23 protein-coding genes are annotated in these 24,651 nt (G+C 72.5%); 9 read left to right on the top strand and 14 right to left on the bottom strand.

The window, feature by feature from the left end:
* Window positions 1-68: 68 nt before the first annotated feature.
* Genes ACZ7L4_RS30365 through ACZ7L4_RS30375 form a run of 3 tightly spaced genes read right to left on the bottom strand, consistent with a single transcriptional unit; the run spans window position 69 to window position 1,790 of the window.
* Window positions 69-794 carry a DUF5063 domain-containing protein gene (locus tag ACZ7L4_RS30365; RefSeq protein ID WP_472107630.1) on the bottom strand — a complete coding sequence of 242 codons (726 nt, stop codon included), beginning with the start codon at window positions 792-794 and terminating at the stop codon, window positions 69-71.
* A complete protein-coding gene (recR, locus tag ACZ7L4_RS30370; protein ID WP_306318459.1) occupies window positions 787-1,386 on the bottom strand; it encodes a recombination mediator RecR in 600 nt (199 codons plus the stop codon). Before recR ends, ACZ7L4_RS30365 begins: the two co-directional genes overlap by 8 nt.
* 59 nt (window positions 1,387-1,445) lie before the next feature.
* On the bottom strand, window positions 1,446-1,790 hold the full coding sequence (locus ACZ7L4_RS30375; RefSeq protein ID WP_450810207.1) for a YbaB/EbfC family nucleoid-associated protein: 345 nt from the start codon (window positions 1,788-1,790) through the stop codon (window positions 1,446-1,448).
* Window positions 1,791-2,135: 345 nt separating this feature from the next.
* On the opposite strand from ACZ7L4_RS30375, the gene ACZ7L4_RS30380 reads away from it, so the two are divergent.
* On the top strand, window positions 2,136-2,894 hold the full coding sequence (locus ACZ7L4_RS30380; protein ID WP_472107632.1) for an SLATT domain-containing protein: 759 nt from the start codon (window positions 2,136-2,138) through the stop codon (window positions 2,892-2,894).
* A 118-nt stretch (window positions 2,895-3,012) separates the two neighbouring features.
* Here the strand turns inward: ACZ7L4_RS30380 and ACZ7L4_RS30385 are convergent, their stop codons facing one another.
* From ACZ7L4_RS30385 to ACZ7L4_RS30395, 3 genes are all read right to left on the bottom strand, one after another.
* The gene (locus tag ACZ7L4_RS30385) at window positions 3,013-3,663 is read right to left on the bottom strand and encodes a hypothetical protein (protein ID WP_472107634.1); all 651 of its coding nucleotides are present in this window, start codon (window positions 3,661-3,663) and stop codon (window positions 3,013-3,015) included.
* Window positions 3,664-3,788: 125 nt separating this feature from the next.
* A complete protein-coding gene (locus ACZ7L4_RS30390; protein ID WP_472107636.1) occupies window positions 3,789-4,472 on the bottom strand; it encodes a GntR family transcriptional regulator in 684 nt (227 codons plus the stop codon).
* Window positions 4,473-6,222: 1,750 nt separating this feature from the next.
* Entirely contained in the window at window positions 6,223-7,578 is a 1,356-nt protein-coding gene (locus tag ACZ7L4_RS30395; protein WP_472107638.1) for an aminotransferase class III-fold pyridoxal phosphate-dependent enzyme, read from the bottom strand.
* A gap of 154 nt (window positions 7,579-7,732) precedes the next feature.
* Between ACZ7L4_RS30395 and ACZ7L4_RS30400 the strand changes: the two genes are divergently transcribed.
* Genes ACZ7L4_RS30400 through ACZ7L4_RS30410 form a run of 3 tightly spaced genes read left to right on the top strand, consistent with a single transcriptional unit; the run spans window position 7,733 to window position 10,253 of the window.
* Window positions 7,733-8,230: a hypothetical protein gene (locus tag ACZ7L4_RS30400; protein ID WP_472107639.1), complete on the top strand. Its 498-nt coding sequence runs from the start codon at window positions 7,733-7,735 to the stop codon at window positions 8,228-8,230.
* 53 nt (window positions 8,231-8,283) lie between these two features.
* Window positions 8,284-8,982 carry a response regulator transcription factor gene (locus ACZ7L4_RS30405; protein ID WP_472107641.1) on the top strand — a complete coding sequence of 233 codons (699 nt, stop codon included), beginning with the start codon at window positions 8,284-8,286 and terminating at the stop codon, window positions 8,980-8,982.
* Window positions 8,982-10,253 (top strand): sensor histidine kinase, encoded by a 1,272-nt coding sequence (locus ACZ7L4_RS30410; RefSeq protein ID WP_472107642.1) that lies wholly within the window; start codon window positions 8,982-8,984, stop codon window positions 10,251-10,253. Before ACZ7L4_RS30405 ends, ACZ7L4_RS30410 begins: the two co-directional genes overlap by 1 nt.
* 74 nt (window positions 10,254-10,327) lie before the next feature.
* Here the strand turns inward: ACZ7L4_RS30410 and ACZ7L4_RS30415 are convergent, their stop codons facing one another.
* Together ACZ7L4_RS30415 and ACZ7L4_RS30420 are read right to left on the bottom strand one after the other, a co-directional pair.
* Window positions 10,328-11,134, bottom strand: a complete 807-nt coding sequence (locus tag ACZ7L4_RS30415; RefSeq protein ID WP_472107644.1) for a polyphosphate polymerase domain-containing protein — start codon at window positions 11,132-11,134, stop codon at window positions 10,328-10,330.
* Window positions 11,131-11,817, bottom strand: coding sequence for a DUF4956 domain-containing protein (locus ACZ7L4_RS30420; RefSeq protein ID WP_472107646.1), 687 nt, complete (start codon window positions 11,815-11,817; stop codon window positions 11,131-11,133). Before ACZ7L4_RS30420 ends, ACZ7L4_RS30415 begins: the two co-directional genes overlap by 4 nt.
* Window positions 11,818-12,006: 189 nt before the next feature.
* Between ACZ7L4_RS30420 and ACZ7L4_RS30425 the strand changes: the two genes are divergently transcribed.
* Window positions 12,007-13,740, top strand: coding sequence for a serine/threonine-protein kinase (locus ACZ7L4_RS30425; RefSeq protein WP_472108149.1), 1,734 nt, complete (start codon window positions 12,007-12,009; stop codon window positions 13,738-13,740).
* 65 nt (window positions 13,741-13,805) lie between these two features.
* Here the strand turns inward: ACZ7L4_RS30425 and ACZ7L4_RS30430 are convergent, their stop codons facing one another.
* On the bottom strand, window positions 13,806-15,089 hold the full coding sequence (locus tag ACZ7L4_RS30430; RefSeq protein WP_266711597.1) for an adenylosuccinate synthase: 1,284 nt from the start codon (window positions 15,087-15,089) through the stop codon (window positions 13,806-13,808).
* Window positions 15,090-15,261: 172 nt separating this feature from the next.
* Here ACZ7L4_RS30430 and ACZ7L4_RS30435 point away from each other — a divergent pair, with 172 nt between their 5' ends.
* A complete protein-coding gene (locus ACZ7L4_RS30435; RefSeq protein WP_472107648.1) occupies window positions 15,262-16,122 on the top strand; it encodes a diacylglycerol kinase family protein in 861 nt (286 codons plus the stop codon).
* A gap of 141 nt (window positions 16,123-16,263) precedes the next feature.
* On the opposite strand, the gene ACZ7L4_RS30440 is transcribed toward ACZ7L4_RS30435, so the two are convergent.
* On the bottom strand, window positions 16,264-16,776 hold the full coding sequence (locus ACZ7L4_RS30440; RefSeq protein ID WP_472107650.1) for a GbsR/MarR family transcriptional regulator: 513 nt from the start codon (window positions 16,774-16,776) through the stop codon (window positions 16,264-16,266).
* A 92-nt stretch (window positions 16,777-16,868) separates the two neighbouring features.
* Here ACZ7L4_RS30440 and ACZ7L4_RS30445 point away from each other — a divergent pair, with 92 nt between their 5' ends.
* Together ACZ7L4_RS30445 and ACZ7L4_RS30450 are read left to right on the top strand one after the other, a co-directional pair.
* On the top strand, window positions 16,869-17,789 hold the full coding sequence (locus tag ACZ7L4_RS30445) for an ABC transporter ATP-binding protein (protein ID WP_472107652.1): 921 nt from the start codon (window positions 16,869-16,871) through the stop codon (window positions 17,787-17,789).
* Entirely contained in the window at window positions 17,786-19,402 is a 1,617-nt protein-coding gene (locus ACZ7L4_RS30450; protein WP_472107654.1) for an ABC transporter permease, read from the top strand. Before ACZ7L4_RS30445 ends, ACZ7L4_RS30450 begins: the two co-directional genes overlap by 4 nt.
* Window positions 19,403-19,409: 7 nt before the next feature.
* Here the strand turns inward: ACZ7L4_RS30450 and ACZ7L4_RS30455 are convergent, their stop codons facing one another.
* From ACZ7L4_RS30455 to ACZ7L4_RS30470, 4 genes are all read right to left on the bottom strand, one after another.
* A complete protein-coding gene (locus ACZ7L4_RS30455) occupies window positions 19,410-20,648 on the bottom strand; it encodes a cytochrome P450 (RefSeq protein WP_472107656.1) in 1,239 nt (412 codons plus the stop codon).
* 19 nt (window positions 20,649-20,667) lie between these two features.
* Window positions 20,668-21,333 (bottom strand): response regulator, encoded by a 666-nt coding sequence (locus ACZ7L4_RS30460; RefSeq protein ID WP_472107658.1) that lies wholly within the window; start codon window positions 21,331-21,333, stop codon window positions 20,668-20,670.
* Window positions 21,330-22,664: a sensor histidine kinase gene (locus ACZ7L4_RS30465; protein WP_472107659.1), complete on the bottom strand. Its 1,335-nt coding sequence runs from the start codon at window positions 22,662-22,664 to the stop codon at window positions 21,330-21,332. The genes ACZ7L4_RS30460 and ACZ7L4_RS30465 overlap by 4 nt, the downstream gene beginning before the upstream one ends.
* 98 nt (window positions 22,665-22,762) lie before the next feature.
* A complete protein-coding gene (locus ACZ7L4_RS30470; RefSeq protein WP_472107661.1) occupies window positions 22,763-23,647 on the bottom strand; it encodes an alpha/beta hydrolase in 885 nt (294 codons plus the stop codon).
* Between the two features lie 159 nt (window positions 23,648-23,806).
* On the opposite strand from ACZ7L4_RS30470, the gene ACZ7L4_RS30475 reads away from it, so the two are divergent.
* Entirely contained in the window at window positions 23,807-24,427 is a 621-nt protein-coding gene (locus ACZ7L4_RS30475) for a TetR/AcrR family transcriptional regulator (RefSeq protein WP_472107663.1), read from the top strand.
* Window positions 24,428-24,651 lie beyond the last annotated feature (224 nt).

Below are 24,651 nucleotides of genomic sequence, written 5' to 3' on the forward strand. Positions count from 1 at the left end.
GTGGGGCGGGTCACACTCTTGGCGCGGGCGACGGGGTTGCGGTTGCGCAGTTCCCCGCGCCCCCAAAATCACTTCACTGGGCGGAGTCCCAAGGGGCCCGCGATCTCCTCTGCCATGACCTGGCCCGCCTCCTCCTCCAGGGTGCCCTCGGCCGTCGAGAGGTCCTCGTCCGTGTCCAGGCCGTCGAGGTCCTCGAGGGGTTGGTTGAGGCGGACGTGGGCCACCAGGGACTGCAGGGCGCGGAGCGTCGCCGAGGCCGTCGAGCCCCAGTTGGAGAAGTACGAGAACTGCCACCACCACAGCGCCTCGGTGATCCGGCCCGCCCGGTAGTGGGCCATGCCGTGCCGCAGATCGGAGACGACGTCCGCCAGGTCGTCCGAGATCCGCGCGGCGACCGGCGCCTTGCGCGGCTCGTACGGGTCGAAGACCTCGGAGTACACGTCGACCGGGTCGAGCATCGCGGCGAGCCGCTCCCGCAGGTCGTCCATGTCCGGCTCGGCGCCCAGGTCCGGCTCGTAGCGCTCGTCCGGAAGGATGTCCTCGTGCGCGCCCAACCGGCCGCCCGCGAGCAGCAGTTGGGAGACCTCGAGCAGCAGGAACGGCACCGCCGAGTCCGGCTCGTCGCCCTTGGCGATCTCTGTCACGGCCACGATGAACGACTCGATCTGATCCGAGATCTGGACGGCGAAGTCGTCGGGGTCCTGGGTCGTGGAGTGCAGCGTGACCGCGTCGGGCGTCGACGGCTGCTGGGCCGTCGGCGCCTTCGTCGGCGACTGCTGTGGCGTCTTAGACATCTAGGAGTCTTCTCCCCTCGAAGGCGCGGCCGAGGGTCACCTCGTCCGCGTACTCCAGGTCGCCCCCGACGGGGAGGCCGCTGGCCAGGCGGGTGACCTTCAGGCCCATGGGCTTGATCATGCGGGCGAGGTACGTCGCTGTGGCCTCGCCCTCGAGGTTCGGGTCGGTGGCGAGGATGAGCTCGGTGACCGTGCCGTCCGCGAGGCGGGCGAGCAGCTCCCGTATCCGCAGATCGTCGGGGCCCACGCCCTCGATCGGGCTGATCGCGCCGCCGAGCACGTGGTACCGCCCGCGGAACTCACGGGTGCGCTCGATCGCCACGACGTCCTTGGGCTCCTCCACGACACAGATCACGGAACCGTCCCGCCGCTGGTCGCGGCAGATGTTGCAGAGCTCCTCCTGCGCGACGTTGCCGCACGTCGCGCAGAAGCGGACCTTCGCCTTGACCTCCATCAGGGCCTGCGCGAGCCGCCGTACGTCGGTGGGCTCCGCCTGCAGCACGTGGAAGGCGATCCGCTGCGCGCTCTTGGGACCGACGCCGGGCAGCCTGCCCAGCTCGTCGATGAGGTCCTGGACCACGCCTTCGTACACGGATTGCCTTCCTGCTGCTTACGGTTGTCGCTTGGTACGTACGGTAGTTGGCGGCGGGGTCAGAAGGGGAGACCCGGAATGCCGCCACCGCCGCCGAGTCCCTGGGCGAGCGGGCCGAGCTTCTGCTGCTGGAGCGTCTGCGCGTTCTCGTTCGCCGCCTGGACCGCCGCGACCACCAGGTCGGCGAGGGTCTCGGTGTCCTCGGGGTCGACCGCCTTCGGGTCGATCACGAGATTGCGCAGCTCGCCGCCGCCCGTCACCGTCGCCTTGACGAGACCGCCGCCGGCCTGGCCCTCGACCTCGGTCTGCGCCAGCTCCTCCTGAGCCTGCGCGAGGTCCTGCTGCATCTTCTGGGCCTGCTGGAGCAGCTGCTGCATATTGGGCTGGCCACCACCGGGGATCACGATCAGCTCCTGTTCCGGTCCGCTTCCGGTCCGTTGCACGTCGACGGGGCGGGGCGTATGTCTGCGGTTGTCCGCCGGTGCCCCTGGATCCGAGCCTACGTGGTCGGGGGGCCGCCCGCCCCGGTGACCTGAAGCCTCCCGGGGCATGCGGGGCCTCATTTCCGGTCTGCACTCTTTCGAGTGAGATGGGTTGCTTTCTATACCTGATGCGGGACCACTTCCGGGCGGAGATCCGGTGAAAACTGGGGTTCGGCCACCCATTGGGCGGTAGGAAGATGCTGCACATCAGGCCCCGACGACCCGTGCGGGGCCTCGCCCAGCCGTGATCTGTCGAGGGAGTTCCGGGTGAGTCAGCCGGAGATGCAGCCCGAAGGTGCACCCCAGGAGGGGGCGGGCGAGGACGGCGACCGGGGCAGCCGCGGCAAACAGGTTCCCCGGCAGGGCGATCTCACCGGCCGCGCGCTCCCGCTCGGCGACTGGGGCGAACCGGCCGAGCGCCTCGACGAGCTGTACCGCTGGGTCGAGAAGGGCGCCCTGAACACGGCGGACTGGTACCTCTCCGACCGGGTGTGGAAGCGGCGGGGCGCGCGGGCGCTGCGCGCGGGCACGGTGCTCGGCGCGGTCTGCGGCGGGGTGCTGCCGCTGCTCGACCTGACGGGCGTCCTCGGCGGCGCGGCCCCCTGGGGATATCTGTCGCTGCTCCTTGCGGTGGCGTGCGTCGCGTGCGACCGCTACTTCGGGCTGACGTCCGGCTGGATACGGGACGTGGCCACGGCGCAGGCCGTGCAGCGGCGGTTGCAGGTGCTGCAGTTCGACTGGGCCTCGGAGAACGTACGGGAGGTCCTCGGGCCCACCGAGGGGACGGCCAGCGAGGCGGCCGAGCGGTGCCTCGGGGTGCTGCGGCGGTTCTCGGACGACGTGACGGAGCTGGTGCGCGCGGAGACGGCGGACTGGATGGTGGAGTTCAAGTCCGGCCCCGCGCCGCTGACCATGCAGGCGTCCGTCCCGGCGGCCCGCCCGGCGGACCAGCCGAGCAGCCGCTTTCCGCTGCCGCCGGGGACCAGGCCGAACATGCCGCGGCAACGGCCTCCGGAGCCGCGGTAGGGCCCTCGCTCCCCTTGCGCGGCGGTGGGTGGGCAAAATCAAGCCCCGCCGGCGATTGAGGCGCGGGGTCCGGGGCGGAGCCCCGGGGCGGCGGGACGGTCGGCCGTAACAGGTCCGGTCAGCTGAAGATGAGCATGGAGCTCTGGGCCAGACTCCGGGTCGCCGCCTGGTGCAGGCCGAGCCACACGTGCCGCTCCCGGGCGAACGGATTGTCGTCCAGAGGCACGGCCGCAGCCGGTTCCTCCAGGGACGTCGGCGCAACCGGCGGAGCCGGCGGCTGCGGCGGATTGGCCGGATCGATCCCAATCGCCGGGGCCACGAACTCCAGCTCCCGCAGCAACGCGTGCGACGACCCCAACGGCCCGCCCCCTGCCAGGAGTTCCTCATTGGACAGCGGCTCGGGAAAGTCCACGGGAACGTACGCGCCCGCGTGGTCGTAATGCCAGACCAGATGGGAACTCTGGGCCGTCGACTCGAACATCTCCAGCAACTGCTCGTAGTCACCGCCCAGTTCATCGACCGGCGTCACCGCGAGGCCGCAGATCTGCAACAGGTACGCCCGGCGCAGGAAGTGCAGCGCGTCGTAGTCGAAGCCCGCGATCGGGGCCACGTCCCCGGACAGGCCCGGCATGTACGCGTGGACCGGCACCGGTGGCAGTCCTGCCTCGTTCAACGCCTTGTCGTAGAGCGCGAGTTCATCGGCGAACGGATTGTCGGGGCTGTGGCACAGCACGTCGACCAGGGGGACGAGCCACAGGTCACAGGCCAAGGGGGCTCCTCAGTGCTCCGGAGTGCTCCGGCGCGGTGGACGGTATCGGCGTCGTCATCAGGGTAGTGGGACGCGGGGCAGGGTTGACCTGTCTTGCGCGTACCCGTTCTCCCCGAAGTACCCGCTCACGCGCCTGTCAGAGCCTCGATCAAGGACAGCGAGTCGTCGTTGTACGCGTCGATGAGCGCCTGCGCGGCATCGGGGTCGCGGTTCACGAGCGCGTCGACCAATTCGCAGTGGCCCGACCACAGCCGGCCCCGCAGGTCGCCCGCGGCGCGCAGGTGCGGGACCGCGCACATCCAGGACTGGACGCGCAGGCGGTGGAAGAAGTCGGAGAGGTACGGGTTGCCGAAGAGGGCGGAGAGCTCTCGCCAGAAACGCAGGTCGTAGCCGATGAGGACGTTCAGGTCGCCGCCCCGGGCCGCACGGGCCGCCTCCTCGCCGCGGCGGCGGACGCCGGAGAGGGCGTCGGCGGTCTGCGGGGCGCGGGACGGGTCGGCGGAGAGGCCGCGGAAGATTCCGTCCGCGACGAGGCTGCGGGCCTCGATCATCGCCCGGTAGTCCGGGAGCGAGTACTCGTGGACGCGGAAGCCGCGGTGCTGCGCGGAGTCGAGGAGGCCCTGGGCGGACAGGTCGACGAGGGCCTCGCGGACGGGGGTGGCCGACACCCCGTAGCCCTCGGCGATCTCCTTGACGGTGAATTCCTGGCCGGGACTGAGGCGTCCCGCCAGGATCTCGTCGCGCAGCGCGTCCGCGATCTGCTGGCGCAGGGTGGAGCGGGTGACGGCGGGGCCGTCTGGAGCGGGCACGGGTCGGGTCCCCCGGTTCGGCTGGCGTGGGTGGGTGGGTGGGTGGTCTGGCGTGGCTGGTCAGGTTACGCCTGCGGGGGGTGGGGCGGGGGTGGGGTCCTGGTCTCGGGAGGGTGGGCGGGGGCGGGGTGCAGGGACGGGGCCGGGGCGGCGTCGGACGGTTTCCGTGGGCGGGGGGCGGGGCCCCGGGGCGGTGCCGGGCGGTAACGGTGTGCGGGGGCGGGGTGGCGGGTGTGGTGTTGGTTGTGCGGCGGCGGGGTTCACGTGGTGGTCGAGGTCGGCGCTTGTGCGCCGCAACGGGGTTTCGGAGCTCCTCCGGGTCGGCGCCTCCCACAACGGGTGCGCGGCGCCTCCCGTCTCCGGCTGCGCCGGGCCCCGCCCATCTCCCACCCGCCCGCCCCCTCCGGGGGCTCCAGCCCCGACCCGGGCAGTGCCCATTGCGCCGCACCGGGGCCTTGAACCGTGCCGAACTCGACGCCGACCGACATCGATACGCCGCACCGGGCCCCGGGGCCCGTCGAGGCCGACGCCCTCGTGACAGTCACTCGGCACGCGCCTCCTCCGGCTGCGCCGCCCCGCTCACCTCCCACCCGCCCGCCCCCTCCGGGGGCTCCAGCCCCGGCCGGGGCAATACCTGTTGCGCCGTGCCGTACGCCTGCTTGCAGCCGCACCGAGGGGCGAGACGGGTCGGCCCACCGGTCGGTCCGGAGCCCCGGTTGGGCGTGAATGAGGGGCGCGTGCCGAGCGGTGGGCCACCGGAAGCCGCGCTCGGCGACGGATTACCTGAAGCGGGGCGGGGCCCCGGGCAGTAGGGCCGGCCCTGCGGCGACAAGACGGTTGAGGGCGCGCCCTCACGACTCACACCCGGTGCCGGTGAGAGAAGGGCGCGGTAACGGGGCCGAGCCCCGCAGGGCGAGCTCTGTGCAGGGCCGATGGCCCAAGGCGCAGCCCTCAGCCGGGCCCGGGGGCACCTGACCGAAGCCCCCCGGGGGGGCCCGGTAGGAGAGAGGCGGGGGAACGGGCCGAGCCTCGGGCGACCAGGGCTTCAGGGCACAGCCCCCACGACCCAAACCCGGCGCCAGAGACAGGAACCGACCCCTGGGGCGCACGACCGTAGCCCCCGGAGGGGCGGGCGGGAGAGAGGCGGAGGGAACGGGGCCAACCCCCGGGAGACCACGGCCTCAGGGCACAGCCCTCACGACCCAAACCCGGCGCCGGAGACAGGAACCGACCCCGGTGACTCCTGACCGAAGCCTCCGGACGGGGCGGGCGGGTGGGAGAAGGGCGCGGGAACGGGCCAAGCCCGGGAGACCAGGGGTCAGGGCGCAGCCCCCACCGCACACCCGACGCCGGAGACAGGAACCGGGCCCGGGGCTCTAACCGAAGCCCCCGGAGGGGGCGGGCGGGAGCAGGGCGGGGAAACGGGCCGAACCCCGGGAGACCAGGGCCTCAGGACACAGCCCCCACCGCACACCCGACGCCGGAGACAGGAACCGGGCCCGGGGGCTCTAACCGAAGCCCCCGGAGGGGGCGGGCGGGAGAGAGGCGGGGGAACGGGGCCGAGCCCCGGGGCGCGGCCGCACGCGGACAACCCCCGGTCACGACCACTCCGCCCCGGCTCCCGGCCACACCCCGGCGCCCGCTCCCCCGGTCGAACCCCGGCTCCCGGCCACCCGACCAGCCCCAGCCCCCGGCCACCCGGCCAGGCCCCGGTCCCCGGCCACCCGGTCAGCCCCCGGTCCCCGTGGGATCACGCCACGTGGGTGTCCGCCACCGCCAGCGCAGCGTCCAGCGCCGAGAGGCCCTCCTTGGCCTCCGCCTCCGTGATGTTGAGGGCCGGGACCACGTGGGTGCGGTTCATGTTGATGAAGGGCCACAGGCCGGCCCCCTTGGCGGCGGCGCCGAACGCGGCCATCGGGGCGTTCGCCTCACCGGCCGCGTTGTACGGCACCAGCGGCTCCCGCGTGGAGCGGTCCCGTACGAGCTCAAGCGCCCAGAACATGCCGACGCCGCGCACCTCGCCCACCGAGGGGTGCCGCTCCGCGAGGTCGCGGAGGGCCGGCTCGATGACCTCGGAGCCGAGCTTCGCGGCGTGCTCGACGATGCCCTCCTCCTCCATCACGTTGATGGTGGCGACCGCGGCCGCGCAGGCCAGCGGGTGGCCGGAGTAGGTCAGGCCGCCCGGGTAGGGGCGCTTCGCGAACGTTTCCGCGATCGCGCCCGAGATCGCTACGCCGCCCAGCGGGACGTAACCCGAGTTCACGCCCTTCGCGAAGGTCATGAGGTCCGGCGTCACGTCGTAGAGGTCGGCCGCGAACCACTTGCCCGTACGCCCGAAGCCCGCCATGACCTCGTCCAGGACGAAGACGATGCCGTAGCGGTCGCAGAGCTCACGGACGCCCGCCAGGTAGCCCTTCGGCGGGAGCATGATGCCCGCCGTGCCCGGGACCGTCTCCAGGATGATCGCGGCGATCGTCGACGGGCCCTCGAACTGGATCGTCGATTCGAGGTGCTCGAGCGCGCGCTCGCACTCCTGCTCCTCCGTCTCCGCGTAGAAGCGCGAGCGGTAGAGGAAGGGGGCCCAGAAGCGGGCCACACCCGCCGTGCCGGTGTCGCTGGCCCAGCGGCGCGGGTCGCCCGTGACGTTGATGGCCTGCTGGGTGCCGCCGTGGTACGAGCGGTACGCGGAGAGCACCTTCGGGCGGCCCGTGTGCAGGCGGGCCATCCGCAGGGCGTGCTCGACGGCGTCGGCGCCACCGTTGGTGAAGAAGATCTTGTCCAGGTCGCCGGGGGTGCGCTCGGCGATGAGGCGTGCGGCCTCGGAGCGCGACTCGATGGCGAAGGCGGGGGCGAAGGTCGTCATCTTCCCGGCCTGCTCCTGGATCGCCGCGACGACCTTCGGGTGCTGGTACCCGATGTTCGTGTAGACGAGTCCGGAGGTGAAGTCGAGGTAGCGGTTTCCTTCGTAGTCCCAGAAGTAGGAGCCTTCGGCGCCGGCGACGGCCAGCGGGTCGATCAGCTCCTGTGCCGACCAGGAGTGGAAGACGTGCTTGCGGTCCGCGGCCTTCACGGCGGCGCCGACCTGGGGATTCGGCTGAGGGGTCATGGGGCCGAGGGTAAATGCGCGATGCACCGGCACACCATCGGCGTCCTGTCTGTGGGACGCCGTCGAACCCGACAGTCTGTCGCCCCCGGTTCCCGGCCCCGTCCTGAGCTGCTTTTAGCGTGGCGTTAGGAAACCGTCGGGCAGTGTTGTCCGCATGACCAAGCCGAACGCGCGCCGCTGGCGCAATGTCGCCGTGACCGCGGCCTGGGTCGCCGTGGGCACGGTCGCGGGCGCGCTCGGCGCCTGGCAGCTCGCGGGCTCCGACGCGAACGCCGGAACCGGCACGCACGGCCATCCGCTCGACGACGCGGCGGTGCACCGCGCCCTGGCGTCCGCGCAGGCCTCGACCCCCCGCGCCGACAGCTCGTCCGCCGCCCCTGCCCCCGCCGACCAGCGCCGCACGCTCCGCTTCACGGGCGGCTCCGCGACGGTCGAGTGCGGGACGGACGGCAGCGTGTACCTGGTGGCGTGGAGCCCGGCCGACGGCTACGAGATCGACGACGACGTCGTACGCGGCCCGGGGCGCGTGGCCCGCCTGGAGGCGGAGCCGTCGGACGACGACAGCCCCGACCGGCACTACGAGATCCGGTGTTCGGCCGGCTCGGGCACACCCCGGGCCGTACTGGTCCCCGACGACGATGACGACGACTGACGTCGGCAGGACCCCGCCGGGGCCCGCAGGCGCCCCACACATACGGTGATCAAATGCCACACCTCCTGGTCGTCGAAGATGATCCCGCCCTGCGGAACGCCCTGGTCCGCGCCCTGCGCGACCGGGGCCACGCCGTCGCCACCGCCGCCACCGGCATGGCCGGCCTCGACGCCGCTGTCACCGACCGGCCCGACCTGGTCGTCCTCGATCTGGGCCTGCCCGATGTGGACGGCGCCCGAATACTCCGGATGCTGCGCGCGGTGAGCGACGTACCGGTGATCGTGGCGACGGCCCGCGACGAGGAGGGCGAGATGGTCGCGGTGCTCGGGGACGGGGCCGACGACTACATCGTGAAACCGTTCGGCGCGGCCCAGTTGGACGCCCGGATCAAGGCGGTGCTGCGCCGCCTCGGGCTGCCCGAGGACGCCGACGAGCCGCTCACGGTCGGCGGGCTCGTGATCACGCCCGCGTCCCGCGAGGTCACGCTCGACGGGCGGCCGCTCGATCTGACGCCCCGCGAGTTCGACCTGCTCGCGCATCTCGCCCACCGGCCGGGGCAGGTCGTCTCGCGCCGCGAGCTGCTCGCCGAGGTGTGGCAGCAGCCGCTGGGCGGCGCCGACAAGACCGTCGACGTCCATCTGTCCTGGCTGAGAAGGAAGTTGGGCGAGTCGGCGCAGGCGCCGCGCTATCTGCACACCGTACGCACGGTGGGTGTGAAGCTGCAGGCGCCCGACGAGCGGGCGGAGGCGTAGTGCGCCGCACGCTGCTGCTGCTCACCGCGGCCACCACCGCCCTCGTCCTGACGGCGCTGCTCGTCCCGCTGACCCTGCTCACCCGCAGCCACGCCGCGGACCGGACGACCGCGGAGGCGACCGCCCGCGCCCAGTGGGTGGCCGCCGCGATGGGCCCCACGCTGCACAGCCCGGACGAGCGGGCCGGTGCCGAACAGGCCGTGGAGAGCGTCAACTCCGGTGATCAGCCGGACACTTCGTTGATCTTCGCCGACGGCAAGGTCATCGGCGCCCCGGCCGCCGTCACCGACGCGGTGCGCCTCGCGCGGGCGGGGCGCGCCTTCACGTACGAGCCGCCGGGCGGGGGCCGCCAGGTCCTGGTGCCGGTGCAGGGCGCGGAGGGCGGCACGGCCGTCGTCCAGGTGAGCCTGACCGGCAGGCAGCTGTACGACGGGATGCTCTCGTCGTGGCTGACGCTGGCCGGTATCGGGCTCGGCCTCGTGCTCATCGGGCTGCTGCTCGCGGACCGGCTCGGGGCGCGGCTCGTCGGGGCGACGCGGGCGCTGGCCGGGACGGCGGACCGGCTCGCGGGCGGCGACCTGACCGCCCGCGCAGAGCCGCAGGGGCCGCCGGAGCTGCGTTCCGTGGCCGCGGAGCTGAACCATCTCGCGGCCCGCATCGACGAGCTGCTCACCGCCGAGCGGGAGAACGCGGCCGACCTCGCGCACCGGCTGCGCACGCCCGTCGCGGCACTGCGTCTGGACGCGGAGGGGCTGCGGGACGCGGAGGAGGCCGAGCGGATCGCGGCGGGGGTCGCGGCGCTCGAACTGGGCGTGGACGACGTCATCCGCAAGGCGCGCAAGCCGCTCCGCGGGGTGGCGGGGGCGGATCTCGCGGCGGTCGCCCGGGAGCGGGCGGACTTCTGGGAGCCGCTCGCCACGGACCAGGGGCGGGACCTGGAGGTGTCGGTGCCCCAGGTCGCGGTGGCGGTGCCCGTGCCGGAGGACGAGCTGGTCGCGGCGCTCGACGCGTTGATCGGGAACGTACTGGACCACACGCCGCAAGGGGTCGGGTTCCGGGTCACGGTCCGGGCGGACGGCTCCGCCTCGGAGCTGGTCGTCGCGGACGACGGGCCCGGTCTTCCGGCGGAGGCCGAGACGCGTGGCGCCAGCGGGGGCGGCTCCACGGGCCTCGGCCTCTCGATCGTCCGCCGGACGGCCGAGGAGACCGGGGGGACGGTCTCCTTCGGCTCGTCGGAGAGCGGAGCGGTGGTCACGCTCCGGTGGGGTTGACCTGCACCGATGTTGCGGGTCTCGGGGCTCTGCCCCGGACCCCGCGCCTCAATCGCCGGCGGGGCTTGAATTGCTCAAGCCGCCGCTGAGCCGACCCGGGGGAACGCCTCCCGCACCGCCCGGGCCCACCGGTTGATGCCCAACTCCGGCCGCAGCGCGGCGAATCCGCCGCAGTACTTCGTGAACTCGGCCGTGCGGACGCCGAAGCGGTGGAGCACCCGGTCCGCCTCGGTCAGCTGGCCGCGCGTCTTGGTCTCGACGAGGACGAGGCCCCCGTCCGCCCGGACCGTCCGCCCGTCGGAGAGGTCCCGCACCACGAGCCCGGCGTCGCACGTGATCCGCTGCCCGTCGGCGACGAACGTGGCGCGCTGGTAGTCCGTGACCAGCGAGGGTTCGAGGTCCTCCGGCGCCTCGATGCCGTACGCCCCGCCGAGCACACCGGCGAGGAAGCCCTGCTGCGCGGCGTCGAGCGGCCGCTCCTCGCCCTCCAGGCGGCGACGGTGCTTGACGGTCTCGCCCCGCCCGTTCTTGAGCTTGATCTCGAACTGCCGCTCCCCCGTGTCCTGGTAGAGCCGCTCGCGGATCTTGTACCGGAGCCGGCGCCCCTGCCGGTGGTCGTGATAGGTGCGCAGGTCGGCGGTGTCGTAGTAGGTCGATCTGTACGAGAACCAGCGCCGGCCGTTCACCGAGAGCGAGCGGAAGGGGCCCTCGGGGCGCCGCGGGTCGGTCAGCAGCGCGGCGAAGTCCTCGAAGACCTCCACCGGCACCAGATAGCTGTTGTCGTAGCGGGCCAACAGCTCTGCCCTGTTGTTCAGTTCATCGAGCGACAACGGCTTGGCGGCGAGTGCGGCGCGCCCGATGGCGCGTACGGCGGGGATCACACGGTCTCCTGGTGATAGGCGGCTGCGGTCTTCGTCGTACTGCGAGACTCATGACGGTCATGAGCACCCCTGTGGGTACGAGAGGTACGTATGGGCGCCTCCGATCGTTCCCGGGCCTCCGGCTGCCGGAATCGAACTTCCACGACCATCAGGTCGCGCACGTAGTCGATCTCCTGCACGGTCCAACCATGCGGCCGCCCCACGCGCCTCGCCAGTTCGGCCCGCAGCGCGTCCTCGTCGACGTGCACGGAGTCGAGGGTGACGACGGCCCGGCGGTCCCGGGCGTACAGGCGCGGGTGGTCGGCGACGTAGACGACCGCGAGGAGCAGCGCGGCGAGCGCGGCGGTGACGCCGAGGCCGAGTGCGCGAAGGCCGCACAGCAGCCCGAGGACCAGCGTCACGAAGTAGTACGCGACTTCCTGGTGCCGCAGCGCGTCGGAGCGCAGCCGCACGATGGACAGCACGCCGAACAGGCCGAACCCGAGGGCGAGCCCGCCGCCCTTGCCGACCTCGCCGAGCGCGGCGACGACCGCGAACAGGGCGACGTTCAGCGCGAGATACGCGGGCACGAGCTCGCGCCTGCGATGCCGCGGATAGAAGATGCCGAAGGTCAGCAGGGTCACGGCGAGCAGATCGAGGCCGAGGTGGGCGCCGAGCTCCGCCGCCGGTGGGAGGTTGTCCATGCCCATGACGCTACGAACGGCCGGGTTAAGGCCGCGCTTGGTGACGGTTAACGATCGGCGCCACGATCCGCGTCAACACAGGACGACGAACGGAACCGCTCGGCCCGCGGGGGCCCTCTCTGTCGTATGTCCGCATTATTCTCAGTTCGTTGCACACATATCGGGGGAGGGTGGCGCGACATGGAGGGTATGCAGAGCATCGGCGCGTACCGGCTGCTCGGCCGGCTCGGCGCGGGCGGCATGGGCGAGGTGTATCTCGCGCGCTCGGAGCGGGGTCGCACGGTCGCGGTGAAGGTGATCCGCGAAGAGCTCGCGGAGCAGGAGGAGTTCAGGCACCGGTTCCGGCAGGAGGTGGCGGCCGCGCGGCGGGTCGGCGGCGCGTGGACGGCTCCGGTGCTCGACGCGGACACGGACGCGGAGCTCCCCTGGGTGGCGACCGGGTACGTGGCGGGGCCCAGCCTCCAGCAGGTGGTCTCGCACGACTACGGCGCGCTGCCCGAGCGTTCGGTGCGCATCCTCGCGGGCGGCCTCGCGCACGCGCTGAAGGACATCCACGCGGCGGGCATCGTGCACCGCGACCTGAAGCCGTCGAACGTGCTGATCACCATCGACGGGCCGCGCGTCATCGACTTCGGCATCGCGCGCGCCCTGGAGACGGTCACCGACGGCGGGCTGACCCGTACCGGGGCGCTGGTCGGCTCGCCCGGATTCATGGCGCCCGAGCAGGTCCGCGGCGACGGGATCACCCCGGCGTGCGACGTGTTCTGCCTGGGATCGGTGCTCGCCTACGCGGCGTCGGGGAAGCTGCCGTTCCGCACGACCAACAGCGGGGTGCACGCCCTGATGTTCCGGATCGCGGAGGAGCCGCCCGATCTGGCGGAGCTGCCGGAGGGCCTCCAGGATCTCGTCCGCGACTGTCTGCACAAGCAGCCGGGGGACCGTCCCACGCTCGACGAGATACTCGAACGGACCGGCGTGGACGACGCGTTGGGCGACGGCGGGCGCACCCGTGACCCGTGGCTTCCGGGCGCCCTCGTCGCCCAACTGGCCCGGCACGCCGCGAAGTTGCTCGACACGGAGAACCCGGAGCGCACGACCGCGACCCCGGCCCCGGCACCCGCGCCCGCACCGCCGCCCGCCCCCGAACCGGCCGCGCCCCCGCCGCCCGGCACGCCCGGCGCGGCCTCGCTGAACCACCTGCCGACCGTGGTCTCCCACGAAGCACCTGCGACCCCGCCGCCCGCGCCCCCGCCCGCGCCGGGGTACGGCCACCCGTGGGGCCGGACCCCGCCGTACGGTCCGCCGCCTCCCGAGCCGCCGCGCCGCAACCGCTCCACCCCGGCGCTCATCGCGGTCGCGCTGATCGTCGCGCTCGGCGCGGGCGGTTCGGTGTACGCGCTGATGAACGGCGAGGACAAGCCGTCCGGCCGGGCCGACGACAAGGTCTCCCCCACGTCCGCCACGTCCGCCCCGCTCTCCCCCGCCCCCGGCTCCCCGGGCTCCTCGGTCTCTCCGAGCTCTCCGGGTCAGGAGACGACCACCCAGGAGGAGTCCCCGCAGTCCGCCGCGGGCGACATACCGATCGGCTTCCTCGGCACATGGGAGGGCGCGATCGACAACGCCAACGGCCACCACCCGCGCAGCATCACGCTCCAGCAGGGCGCGTCGGGCGACACGGTCTTCTCCCTGACGGCGGACGGCTACCAGAAGAACGGCGAGCCCTACCACTGCGTCTTCCAGGGCCGGCTGGAGTCGGCGACGTCCTCCACGGTCCGCATCGGCCCCACCGACCCGACGACGGCCCGGCCCACCGACGCCTGCAGCCCGGGCGAACCGAGCACGATCACCCTCACGTCGACCGGCCGCCTGGAGCGCGTCATGTCGGGCGGCGAGGCACCGGTGACGTACGACAGGCGGGGCTGAGGGCCTGTCAACGACGACGCCCCGGCCCGCCGAGGCGGACCGGGGCGCACAAGGCCGGAAAGGGCCTACAGGAACGAGTTGACCTGGATCGTCTCGTCGCGGCCAGGGCCGACGCCGATCGCGGAGATCGGGGCGCCGGACATCTCCTCCAGCGCCTTCACGTACGCCTGCGCGTTCTTGGGGAGGTCCGCGAAGGTCTTGGCCTTCGTGATGTCCTCCGACCAGCCCGGCAGGTACTCGTAGACCGGCTTCGCGTGGTGGAAGTCGGTCTGGGAGTACGGGAGCTCCTCGACGCGCTTGCCGTCGATCTCGTACGCGACGCAGACCGGGATCTGCTCCCAGCCGGTGAGCACGTCGAGCTTCGTCAGGAAGAAGTCGGTGAGGCCGTTGACGCGCGTCGCGTAACGGGCGATCACCGCGTCGAACCAGCCGCAGCGACGGTCACGGCCGGTGGTGACACCGCGCTCGCCACCGATGCGGCGCAGGTCCTCGCCGTCCTGGTCGAACAGCTCGGTCGGGAACGGGCCCGCGCCGACCCGCGTCGTGTAGGCCTTGAGGATGCCGATGACGCGGCTGATCTTCGTCGGGCCGACGCCCGCACCCGTGCAGGCGCCGCCCGCGGTCGGGTTCGAGGAGGTGACGAAGGGGTACGTGCCGTGGTCGATGTCGAGGAGCGTGCCCTGGCCGCCCTCGAACAGCACGACCTTGTCCTCGTCGAGCGCGTCGTTGATCACCAGCGTGGTGTCGGCGACGTAGCCCTTGATCTTGTCGGCGTAGCCCAGCAGCTCCTCGACCACCTGCTGCGCCTCGATGGCGCGGCGGTTGTAGAGCTTCGTCAGGAGCTGGTTCTTGACCTCGAGGGCCGCCTCGACCTTCTGGGTGAGGATCGACTCGTCGTAGAGGTCCTGGACGCGGATGCCGACGCGGTTGATCTTGTCCGCGTACGTCGGGCCGATGCCGCGGCCGGTGGTGCCGATCTTCCGCTTCCCGAGGAAGCGTTCCGTCACCTTGTCCACCGTCACGTTGTAGGGCGTGATGATGTGCGCGTTACCGCTGAGCAGGAGCTTCGACGTGTCGACGCCGCGCTCGTTCAGACCGCTCAGCTCGGAGAGCAGGACCGACGGGTCGACGACGACACCGTTTCCAATGACCGGCGTGCACTCCGGCGAGAGGATTCCGGAAGGGAGGAGATGCAGCGCGTACTTCTGGTCGCCTACGACAACCGTGTGGCCGGCGTTGTTGCCGCCCTGGTAGCGCACTACATAGTCCACGGATCCACCGAGCAGGTCGGTGGCCTTTCCCTTGCCTTCGTCACCCCACTGAGCACCGAGCAGCACAAGTGCGGGCACAGGCGTACACCCCTTCCGGGCGGGGCATGTCCAAGGTCAGGGGCTGTGGCCGCGGCTTTGCGGCGTGCCTTCGTGAGCCTTGGGGTGCCCCGGAATAGACGAAGCCCCTGGCGCAATAGCGCAAGGGGCTCTTGCACAAAGATGCTACCCGAGGAAGCGAGGCAAGGCCGAGGTGGCGGCTTTGGACCATCCATCTGACCGTACGGACGACGCGAGCGAGGGGCTGTCGCGGCAGCTTCTGGTGATCGTCGATCCGCTCGCGATGCGCGCCGACGGGGAGTCCGTGCGCATCGCCAAGGACGTGTTGTGCGCGGGTTCGACGGCGAAGGTGTGCCTGCCGGAGGGACCCGCCGATTTTGCGAAAGCGCTGGCCAAGCGGGGTGTACGACGGCCGGTCGTGGTCGGCGACGACCGGGCGCTGCTGCGCGCGGTGTCGCTGCTGCACCGGGAGCGGGAGCTGGCGGACGCGGTGTTCTCGATGGTGCCGGTGGGGTCGGCGGTGTCGCTCGCCCATTCGCTCGGAGTGCCCGGGGGCACGGTCGAGGCGGCGCGGGCCGCGCTCGACGGGGCGCCGCGGCGGCTCGATCTGCTGGTGGACGACAGCGACGGGGTGGTGCTCGGCGGCCTGTGCATCCCGCCGATCGCCGATCCCCCGGGCTCGGGGGCCGGGGGCGGCCGGGCCTGGTGGCGGACGTGCGGCTCGCTCGTGCGCAGCCTCGCGGTGCGCTCGCCGCGGGGTGCGGAGGCGGGTGAGGCGCAGCCCGCGCGGCTGCGGATCGAGGCGGACGGGGCGACGCTCGTCGACCTCGACGAGCCGGTGCGGGGCGTCTCGGTGACGCCCTGTGCGGGGGACGGGCTCGCGCGGGTGGAGGTGCGGGGGGCCGCGGGGGCGGCGGTCTCCGTGCGGGCGCACACGGTCACCGTGACCGGGGCGGATTTCCGGTATCGGGCGGATCAGGTGCGGATCGGGGGGCCGGTGCGGAGGCGGACGTGGTCGGTGCGGGCCGGAGCGTGGCGGTTGGCGTTGCCGTGAGCGGTACCCGGCACCGTGGCTGAGGTCTCGGGGCTCTGCCCCGGACCCCGCGCCTCAATCGCCGGCAGGGCTTGATTTTCGCGACTCATGCGCCGAGAGGCCCGATTTGCGCGGTTCACGCGGCGCAGGGGCTTGATGTGCTCAGTTGTCCGAGAAGCCCAGGGTCTTGCGGTGTTCGCGCCAGCGGTCCATCAGTTCCGCCAGTTCCACCTGGACGAACTCGAAGAACGCGAGCGTCTCGCCGATGCGGCGGCCCGCGGGGGTGTCCGCGCCGAGGCTGTCGACGCCCTCGCGCAGCGCGTCCTCCCAGCGCTTCATGATGCTGTCGCGGTTGGTCAGCGCCTCGTACCACTGGTTGCTGCGCACCCGGAAGAGGTCGCGCCGCGTCCCGGGCTCGCGCTCGCGCGTGACCATGTGCTGCTGGGTCAGATAGCGCACCGCCCCGGACACCGCGGCCGGGCTGACCTGGAGCTGCTTGCCGAGTTCGGCGGAGGTGAGGGCGCCGGAATCGGAGGCGAGGAGGGCCGAGAAGATGCGGGCGGGCATCCGGGTCATGCCGGCCTCGACGAGCTGGGCGGCGAAACGTTCGACAAACCGGGAGCGGGCCTCCTCGGCCGCCCGTGCCCGCGTCTCGTCCATGCCCTGCGTACCCATGTCCCGATCCTCTCCCCTTGCCCGGTCTGCGACGCCAGTTTATACGTTTCCTTAACTTCACAAATTTGTGAAGTGCGCGTAGCTTCAGAACCATGACGAAGGCAATCACGGTCTCCGGACTGCACAAGTCGTTCGGCAAGACCCATGCCCTCGACGGTCTCGACCTGGATGTCGAGGCCGGAGAGGTGCACGGCTTCCTCGGCCCGAACGGCGCGGGGAAGTCCACCACCATCCGCGTCCTGCTCGGCCTGCTCCGCGCGGACTCCGGCGCCGTCCAGCTGCTCGGCCGCGACCCCTGGGCCGACGCCGTGGAGCTGCACCGCAAGGTCGCGTACGTGCCGGGTGATGTGACGCTGTGGCGCAACCTCAGCGGCGGCGAGGTCATCGACCTCTACGGGCGGCTGCGCGGCGGGCTCGACAAGAAGCGCAAGGCCGAGCTCATCGAGCGCTTCGAACTCGACCCGACCAAGAAGGGCCGCACGTACTCCAAGGGCAACCGGCAGAAGGTCGCCCTCGTCGCCGCGTTCGCCGCCGTCGACATCGACGTGCTGATCCTCGACGAGCCGACCTCCGGGCTCGACCCGCTGATGGAGGACGTCTTCCAGTCCTACGTCGAGGAGGCCGCGCGCGAGCACGGGCGCACGGTGCTGCTGTCCTCGCACATCCTCAGCGAGGTCGAGGAGCTCTGCGACCGGGTCAGCATCATCCGCAAGGGCGTGACCGTGGAGAGCGGTTCGCTGGCCGACCTGCGGCACCTGACCCGGACCAGCGTCACCGCGGAACTCGCCGGTGAGCCGGGCGGGTTGAGCGATCTCCCCGGGGTGCACGACCTCGACGTACAGGGCAAACGCGTCAAGCTTCAGGTCGACACCGACAAGCTCGACGCCGTGCTCCGCTCGCTCGCCGGGTCCGGTGTGCGCTCGCTGACCAGCACCCCGCCCACCCTGGAAGAGCTGTTCATGCGGCACTACCAGGAGGACGTCCGCACTCCCGAGGCGGCGGTGTCGCGATGACCACCCTCGTGAGCGACAACCGCTACGTCTCCCGGTCCGGCGGCGCGCGGCACCTCGCGGGCACCGGGACACTGCTCAGGCTCGCGCTGCGGCGCGACCGCGTGATGATGCCCGTATGGGTCGCCATCACCACCGTGATGGTCGTGTCGATGCCGAACTCGCTGAAGTCCGTGTGGCCCACGGCCGCCGAGCGCGCCGACATCGCGGCCTCCATGAACACCAACAGCTCGATGCGCGCCATGTACGGGCCCGTCTTCGGGGACTCGCTCGGCGCGCTCACGGCCTGGCGCGCGGGCACGTTCGCCGCGGTCTTCGCCGCGATCATGAGCCTGCTCATCGTCGTGCGGCACACCCGTGACGAGGAGGAGAGCGGGCGGCAGGAGCTGGTCTCGTCGGCGATGGTGGGGCGGCGCGCGCCGCTGACCGCCGCGCTGCTCACGGCCCTCGTCGCCAACGGTGTGCTGGCGCTGCTGGTCGCGGGCGGCCTCGCCGCCCAGGGCGGCGCGGGGGCCCTGGCCCTCGGGCTCGCGATCGGCGGCTGCGGGATGGTGTTCGCGACGATGGCGGCGATCGTCGCCCAGTTCACGGAGAGCGCCCGGCTCGCGCGCGGCGCCACATCGGCGGTGCTCGGCGTCGCCTTCGTCCTGCGGGCGGCGGGCGACTCCGGAACGAACGACGGCTCCTCGCCGCTGACCTGGATCTCGCCGATCGGCTGGGTCGAGAACACCCGCGCCTTCGCCGACGAGCGGTGGTGGGTGCTCGGGCTGTTCCTCGCGGCCGTCCTGGTCCAGGGCGTGATCGGCTACGAACTCGCCGGGCGGCGCGACATCGGCATGAGCTTCCTGCCGACCCGGCCGGGGCCCGCGAACGGGCGCCTCGGCACGGCCGGTGCGCTGGCCTGGCGGCTCCAGCGCGGCAGCGTGATCGGCTGGTCGATCGGGTTCCTCGCGGCCGGTGTCGTCTTCGGCGGGATGACCGAGGGAGCGGCCGACCTGGTCGGCGACAGCGAGAACACCGTGGAGATCATCGAGCGGATGGGCGGCCACTCCGGCATCACCGACGCCTTCCTCGCCACGATGGTCGGCATGCTCGGGATGGTCGCCGCGCTCTACATCGTGCAGGCGGTGCTCCGGCTCAGCGGCGAGGAGACCTCGCAGCGCGCCGAACCGATCCTCGCGAACGCGGTCGGCCGCACCGCCTGGGCCGGCGGCCACCTGGTCATCGCCTTCGCGGGCGCCGCGCTGATCATGCTGCTCGGCGGGATCGGGCTCGCGCTCGGCTACGGCAAGGAGTTCGGCCCCGTCGTCGGCGCCTGCCTGGTCCAGCTCGCCGCGATCTGGACGCTCGGCGGGGTGGCCGTGCTGCTGTACGGGCTGCTGCCGCGGGCGGCCGTCGCCGCGTGGGCGGCGGCGGGCGCGGCGCTCCTCATCGGCTGGATCGGCCCGGCGCTCAAGCTGCCGCAGGCCGTCATGGACGTCTCGCCGTTCGGGCACCTGCCGAAGCTGCCGGGCGGGGAGATGACGTGGGGCCCGGTGCTCGTGGAGGTGCTGCTCGCCGCGGTGTTCGTCGCCGTGGGCCTGGTCGGCCTGCGGCGGCGGGACATGTCCAACTGACCCGCGCTCACAACTCCACGGCAAGCCCCTCAAGCCCCCGGATGACGAAGTTCGGCTTGCGCTCCGGCTCCGCCGCGAGCCGCAGCGTCGGCGCCCGTGTCAGCAACGCCCGCATGGACGCGGCGAGTTCGATGCGGGCGAGCGGGGCGCCGATGCAGTAGTGGATGCCCGCGGAGAACGAGATGTGCGGGTTGTCGGCGCGCGTCAGGTCCAGCCTCTCCGGGGCGGTGAAGACCGCCGGATCGTGGTTGGCCGAGCCGAACAGCAGGGCCACCTCCGAGCCGGCCGGGATCGTGGTGCCCGCCACCTCGATCTCGTCGAGCACCCAGCGTTCGAACAGCTGGAGCGGGGTGTCGTAGCGCATCAGCTCCTCGATCGCGGAGGGCACCAGGGAGTGGTCCGCGCGCAGGGCCGCCAGCTGCTCGGGGTGCCGGAACAGGGCCCACCAGCCGTTCACGGTCGCGTTGACCGTGGCCTCGTGCCCCGCGTTGAGGAGCAGGACGCAGGTGGAGATCATCTCCTGCTCGGTGAGGCGGGCGGGTCCTGCGCCGTCCGTGCCGCCCTCGTCGTCGTGGGCGGCGATGAGCCCCGAGATCAGGTCGTCGGCGGGGCGCGCCCGGCGCCGCGCGATCAACTCCCGCAGATACTCGGTGAATTCGAGGGACGCGGTGACCGCGGCCCGCGCCGTCTCCTGCGACGGGTTCAGCTCGTACATCCCGCAGATCGCCGCCGACCACGGCCGCAGCGGCGCGCGGTCCGACTCGGGGATGCCGAGCATCTCCGCGATGACGGCCACGGGCAGCGGTTCGGCGACGGCCGTGAGCAGGTCCCCGCCGCCGTCGGCGACGAGCCCTGACACGAGCTCGTCCGCCAACTTCTCGACGTACGGCTGGAGTTGACGCACCGTACCCGGCGTGAACGCCTTCGAGACCAGGCGGCGGATGCGCGTGTGGTCCGGGGGCTCCAGGTCGAGCATGCCGTGGTCGTTGAGGGTGTGGAACGGCTCGTGCTCGGGCGGCGGGGCCGTGCGGCCGAAGTCCTCGTGGGCGTAGCGGTGTTGATAGGTGCGGCCCAGGCGGCGGTCGCGCAGGAGCGCCGAGACGTCCGCGTGGTGCGGGATCAGGTACTGGTTCGAGGGCTCGAACCAGTGCACCCGGCCGGACTCGCGCAGGGCCCCGTAGGCGGGGTACGGGTCGCTGACGAAGGCCGGGGACCAGGGATCGAACTTCTCCACGAACGCGTCCATGGCCGGACGCTAGCCCCGCTCACCCCGGCGTGACCAGACGTGCCTCGTACGCGAAGACCGCCGCCTGCGTCCGGTCGCGCAGGCCCAGCTTCACCAGGACCCGGCTCACATGCGTCTTGATCGTCGACTCGGCGACCACGAGCCGCTCGGCGATCTCGATGTTCGACAGCCCCTGCGCGATCAGGACGAGCACCTCCGTCTCGCGCTCGGTCAGCTCCCCGTACGCCCCCGGCTGCCGCCCCGCCGGAACCGGCGAGGCCTCGGCCAGCTTGGCGAACTCCGTGATCAAGCGGCGGGTCACGGTCGGCGCGAGGAGGGCCTCGCCGCTCGCCACCACCCGCACGCCGTCGGCGAGTTCGCGCGCGGAGGCGTCCTTGAGGAGGAAGCCGGAGGCCCCGGCCCGCAGCGCCTGGTACACGTACTCGTCCAGATCGAAGGTGGTCAGGACGAGCACCTTCGTGCCCGCGTCCGCCGCGACGATCTCGCGGGTCGCCTCGATGCCGTTCAGCTCCGGCATCCGGATGTCCATCAGGACGACGTCGGGGCGCAGCTCGCGGACCTTGGCGATGGCCTCCACGCCGTTGACCGCCTCGCCGACGACCTCGAAGTCCGGCATGGCGTTCAGCAGGACCGAGAAGCCCTCGCGGACCATCATCTGGTCGTCGGCGACCAGGACCCTGATCACGCCTCGTCCTCCGTCCCGGTGGCCGCGGCACGGGCGACGGGGATGAACACCGTCACCTCGTACCCGCCGTCGGCGGTCCCCTCCGCCGTCATCTCGCCGTCCAGCATCGACACGCGCTCGCGCATACCGGTGAGACCGTGTCCGGCGCCCGGACTCGGCTTCACCAGCCCGGTCGACGGGCCGTTGACGATCCTCAGGCCCAGGCCCCCGAGGACGTACGACACCTCGACGGCGGCCTGCGCGCCCGGGGCGTGCCGCAGCGCGTTGCTCAGCGCCTCCTGCACGATCCGGTACGCCGACAGCTCGACGCCCTGCGGGAGTTCACGGGCCGCGCCCGTCACCGTCCGCGTCACGGTCAGGCCCGCCTCCCGCACGTTCTCCAGGAGCCTGTCGAGGTCGGCGAGCGTGGGCTGCGGGGCGTCGGGCGCCTCGTAGTCCTCGGCCCGTACGACGCCGAGGACCCGGCGCAGCTCGGTGAGCGCCGCCACCGCGTTCTCCCGGATCGTGACGAACGCCTGCTCCAGCTCGGGCGGCGGGTTCTCGACGCGGTACGGCGCGGCCTCCGCCTGGATCGCGACCACCGACATGTGGTGCGCCACCACGTCGTGCAGCTCGCGCGCGATGTTCGTGCGCTCCTCCAGGAGCGTGCGCCGGTCCCGCTCGACGGCGGTGACCGTGCGCTCCTGGACGACCTCGCGCCGGGCGTTGCGGTTGACCTGGACGAGCGCGACGATCCCGACCCCCATGCCGGAGAGCACCGTCATGGGGACGGCGATGCCGCCGTTCAGGCCGCCGAAGACCGCCGCGGACAGCAGCGAGTACAGCGTGGACAGGACCCACATCCAGGCCGCCGTACGCGGCCGGGTGCGCGCCGCGACCACCATCATCACGACCGTGTGGCCCAGGATGCTGCCGCCCGACCACGGGTAGAGGTCGTCGCTCGTCGCCCACACCAGGAGCGGGGCGGCGCCCAGCGAGAGCCAGAAGGCGAGGACCGGGCGGAGCAGGGTGAGCGCCACGGGGACCGAGGCCATCAGCCCGGCGACGAGCGCGAAGAAGCCGTCGTCGAGGGCGCCGTAGCTCGCCATGCCCGTGATCAGTGTGAGCCCGGCGAGGCCGAGGACGACGGCGTGCGGCAGAAGTCCCAGACGCCGGCGGAATCGCCCGGGGAACTGCCGGGCCCAGGGCCCGTCGGTACCGGCGCGCGGCATCGGCCGGTACGCGAGGACGTCCCGGAACAGGTCCTCGCGCAGCCCCCGCAGCGCCGCCTTGGCCAGATTTATCTCAGGGCTGTGTTCCCGCGGGCCCTGGACGATGGTCGTGTCGGTCATGGCATTCACGGTAGGTCGCGGGGGTGGTGCCCCGCGTCCGCACGGAGGAGGGTTCGACGGCGTCCGTCGCAAGGACTACGCGTCCCTGCCGCACGGATTCACCAGGCCAGTTGCGCGATCTCCTCCGCGACCACCGCGCAGGCGTCCGCCGCCGGGTCGATCACCGGGAAGTGGCCGACCTCCTCCAGGAACGTGACACCCACGACCTCGCCCGCCTTCGCCGCCGCGTCCGCGTACGCCTCGGCCAGCTCGAACGGCACGGTCGTGTCCGTACGCCCCTGGACCACGGTCGTCGCGACACCGGTCGGCAGGAGCTCCACCGGGTCCACGTACGGCCGGCGCTCGTCGAACAGCTCCCGCATGCCGCCCAGGAGCTGGACGCACGCGCCGTCGCAGACACCCAGCTCCTCTGCGAGCACGAAGCCCACGACCGGGGCGATGGCGACGACGCCGCGCAGCGCCGCCGAGTTCGGCGTGCGCCACGGCGCGCCCTCCGGCAGCACGTGCCGGGCCCCCGCCCACAGCGCGAGCTGACCGCCCGCCGAGTGCCCGGTCACGATGGTGCGGCGCGGGTCGGCCGAGGGCAGGTGCTCGGCGGCGAGCGCGGGCATCGCGTCGAGCGCGGCCGCCACGTCGTCGAAGGTCTCGGGCCAGCGCCCGGCGACGGGCCCTTCAACCCCCTGGTGCGGCACGGAACTGCCACGCCGGTACTCGACGTTGGCGACGGCGAACCCGCGCCGCGCGAGGAAGTCGCAGAACGGGGTCAGGTACTGCCGGTCGTACGGCCCTCGCCACGCCCCGCCGTGCAGGACCACGACCAGCGGGGCCGCGGTCGAACCGTCCCTCGGGGCGTAGAAGTCGACGACCTGGTCCGGGTGATCGCCGTACGCGGCGCTGACGTCCGGCGGCACGGCAGGATGCGAGAAGGCCGACGCCTCCTCCGCCTCCTCGCGGGTGGCGCCGGACTTGTCGGGGTCTGGCATGCTCCAACCTCTCGACATCGTGCGGAACTTGATGAAATGCGAGCGAACCGGCGGACAGCCGATGAGTCGCGGGTATGCGGACGCTACCAGGCCCGTGACGTGCGTCAACACGTACAGTGACCACACAAACGGTTCGTTCGTACCGTTACCCTGGCGGTCATGACCGGTAACCCGACCGAAGCGCACGAACCCGGCACGCTCCGTCCCGGCGGGCGCACGGCCCGTGTCCGCGCGGCGGTGCTTCAGGCGGCGGGCGACGTCCTCGCCGAGCACGGCTTCGACCGGCTCGACCTGGGCGACATCGCGCGGCGCGCGGACGTCGGCAAGACGACCGTGTACCGGCGGTGGGGCTCGCCCACGGGCCTGGTCGCCGACCTCCTCGACCAGATGGCCCAGGAGTCCGTCCCCCGCACCGAGACGGGCACGCTGCACGGCGACCTGACCGCCAACGCCCACCTCGTGCAACGCACCTTGGCGGACCCCCGGCAGGGCCCCCTCTTCCGCGCGGTGATCGCCGCGGCCGCCTGCGACCCGCGCACGGCCTCGGCCCTCGCCCGCTTCTACGAGGTCCGGGTGGCCGAGTGGGCCCCCTGCGTGGAACAGGCGGTGACCCGCGGCGAGTTGCCGCGCGACACGGACCCGGCGGAGGTCGTCCGTTCCGTTTCCGCGCCGCTGTACTACCGCCTGCTGACCTCGGGCACGGCCCCGTCCCCATCCGACGCGGACCGCGCGGCAGCGGCGGCCGTGGCGGCGGGGATGGCGGGGGTTTTTGCGGGGTGAGGGGGCGGGCGGCCCCTCGACCGGATGGCCTCTCGACCGGATGGCTTCTCGAGCGGATCGCCTCTCGACCGGATCGCCGAGTGAGCCGCCGGTCGGGCCGTTTGCCCGCCCATCTCCCACCCACCCGCCCCCTCCGGGGGCTCCAGCCCCGAGGCCTCCGGACCCGGCTGCCTCGGCCCGCACCGCGGCCGTAACGACCGGCCCACTGCCGAAGGCGATCTGCC

The organism is Streptomyces sp. NPDC107575, assembly GCF_055657265.1.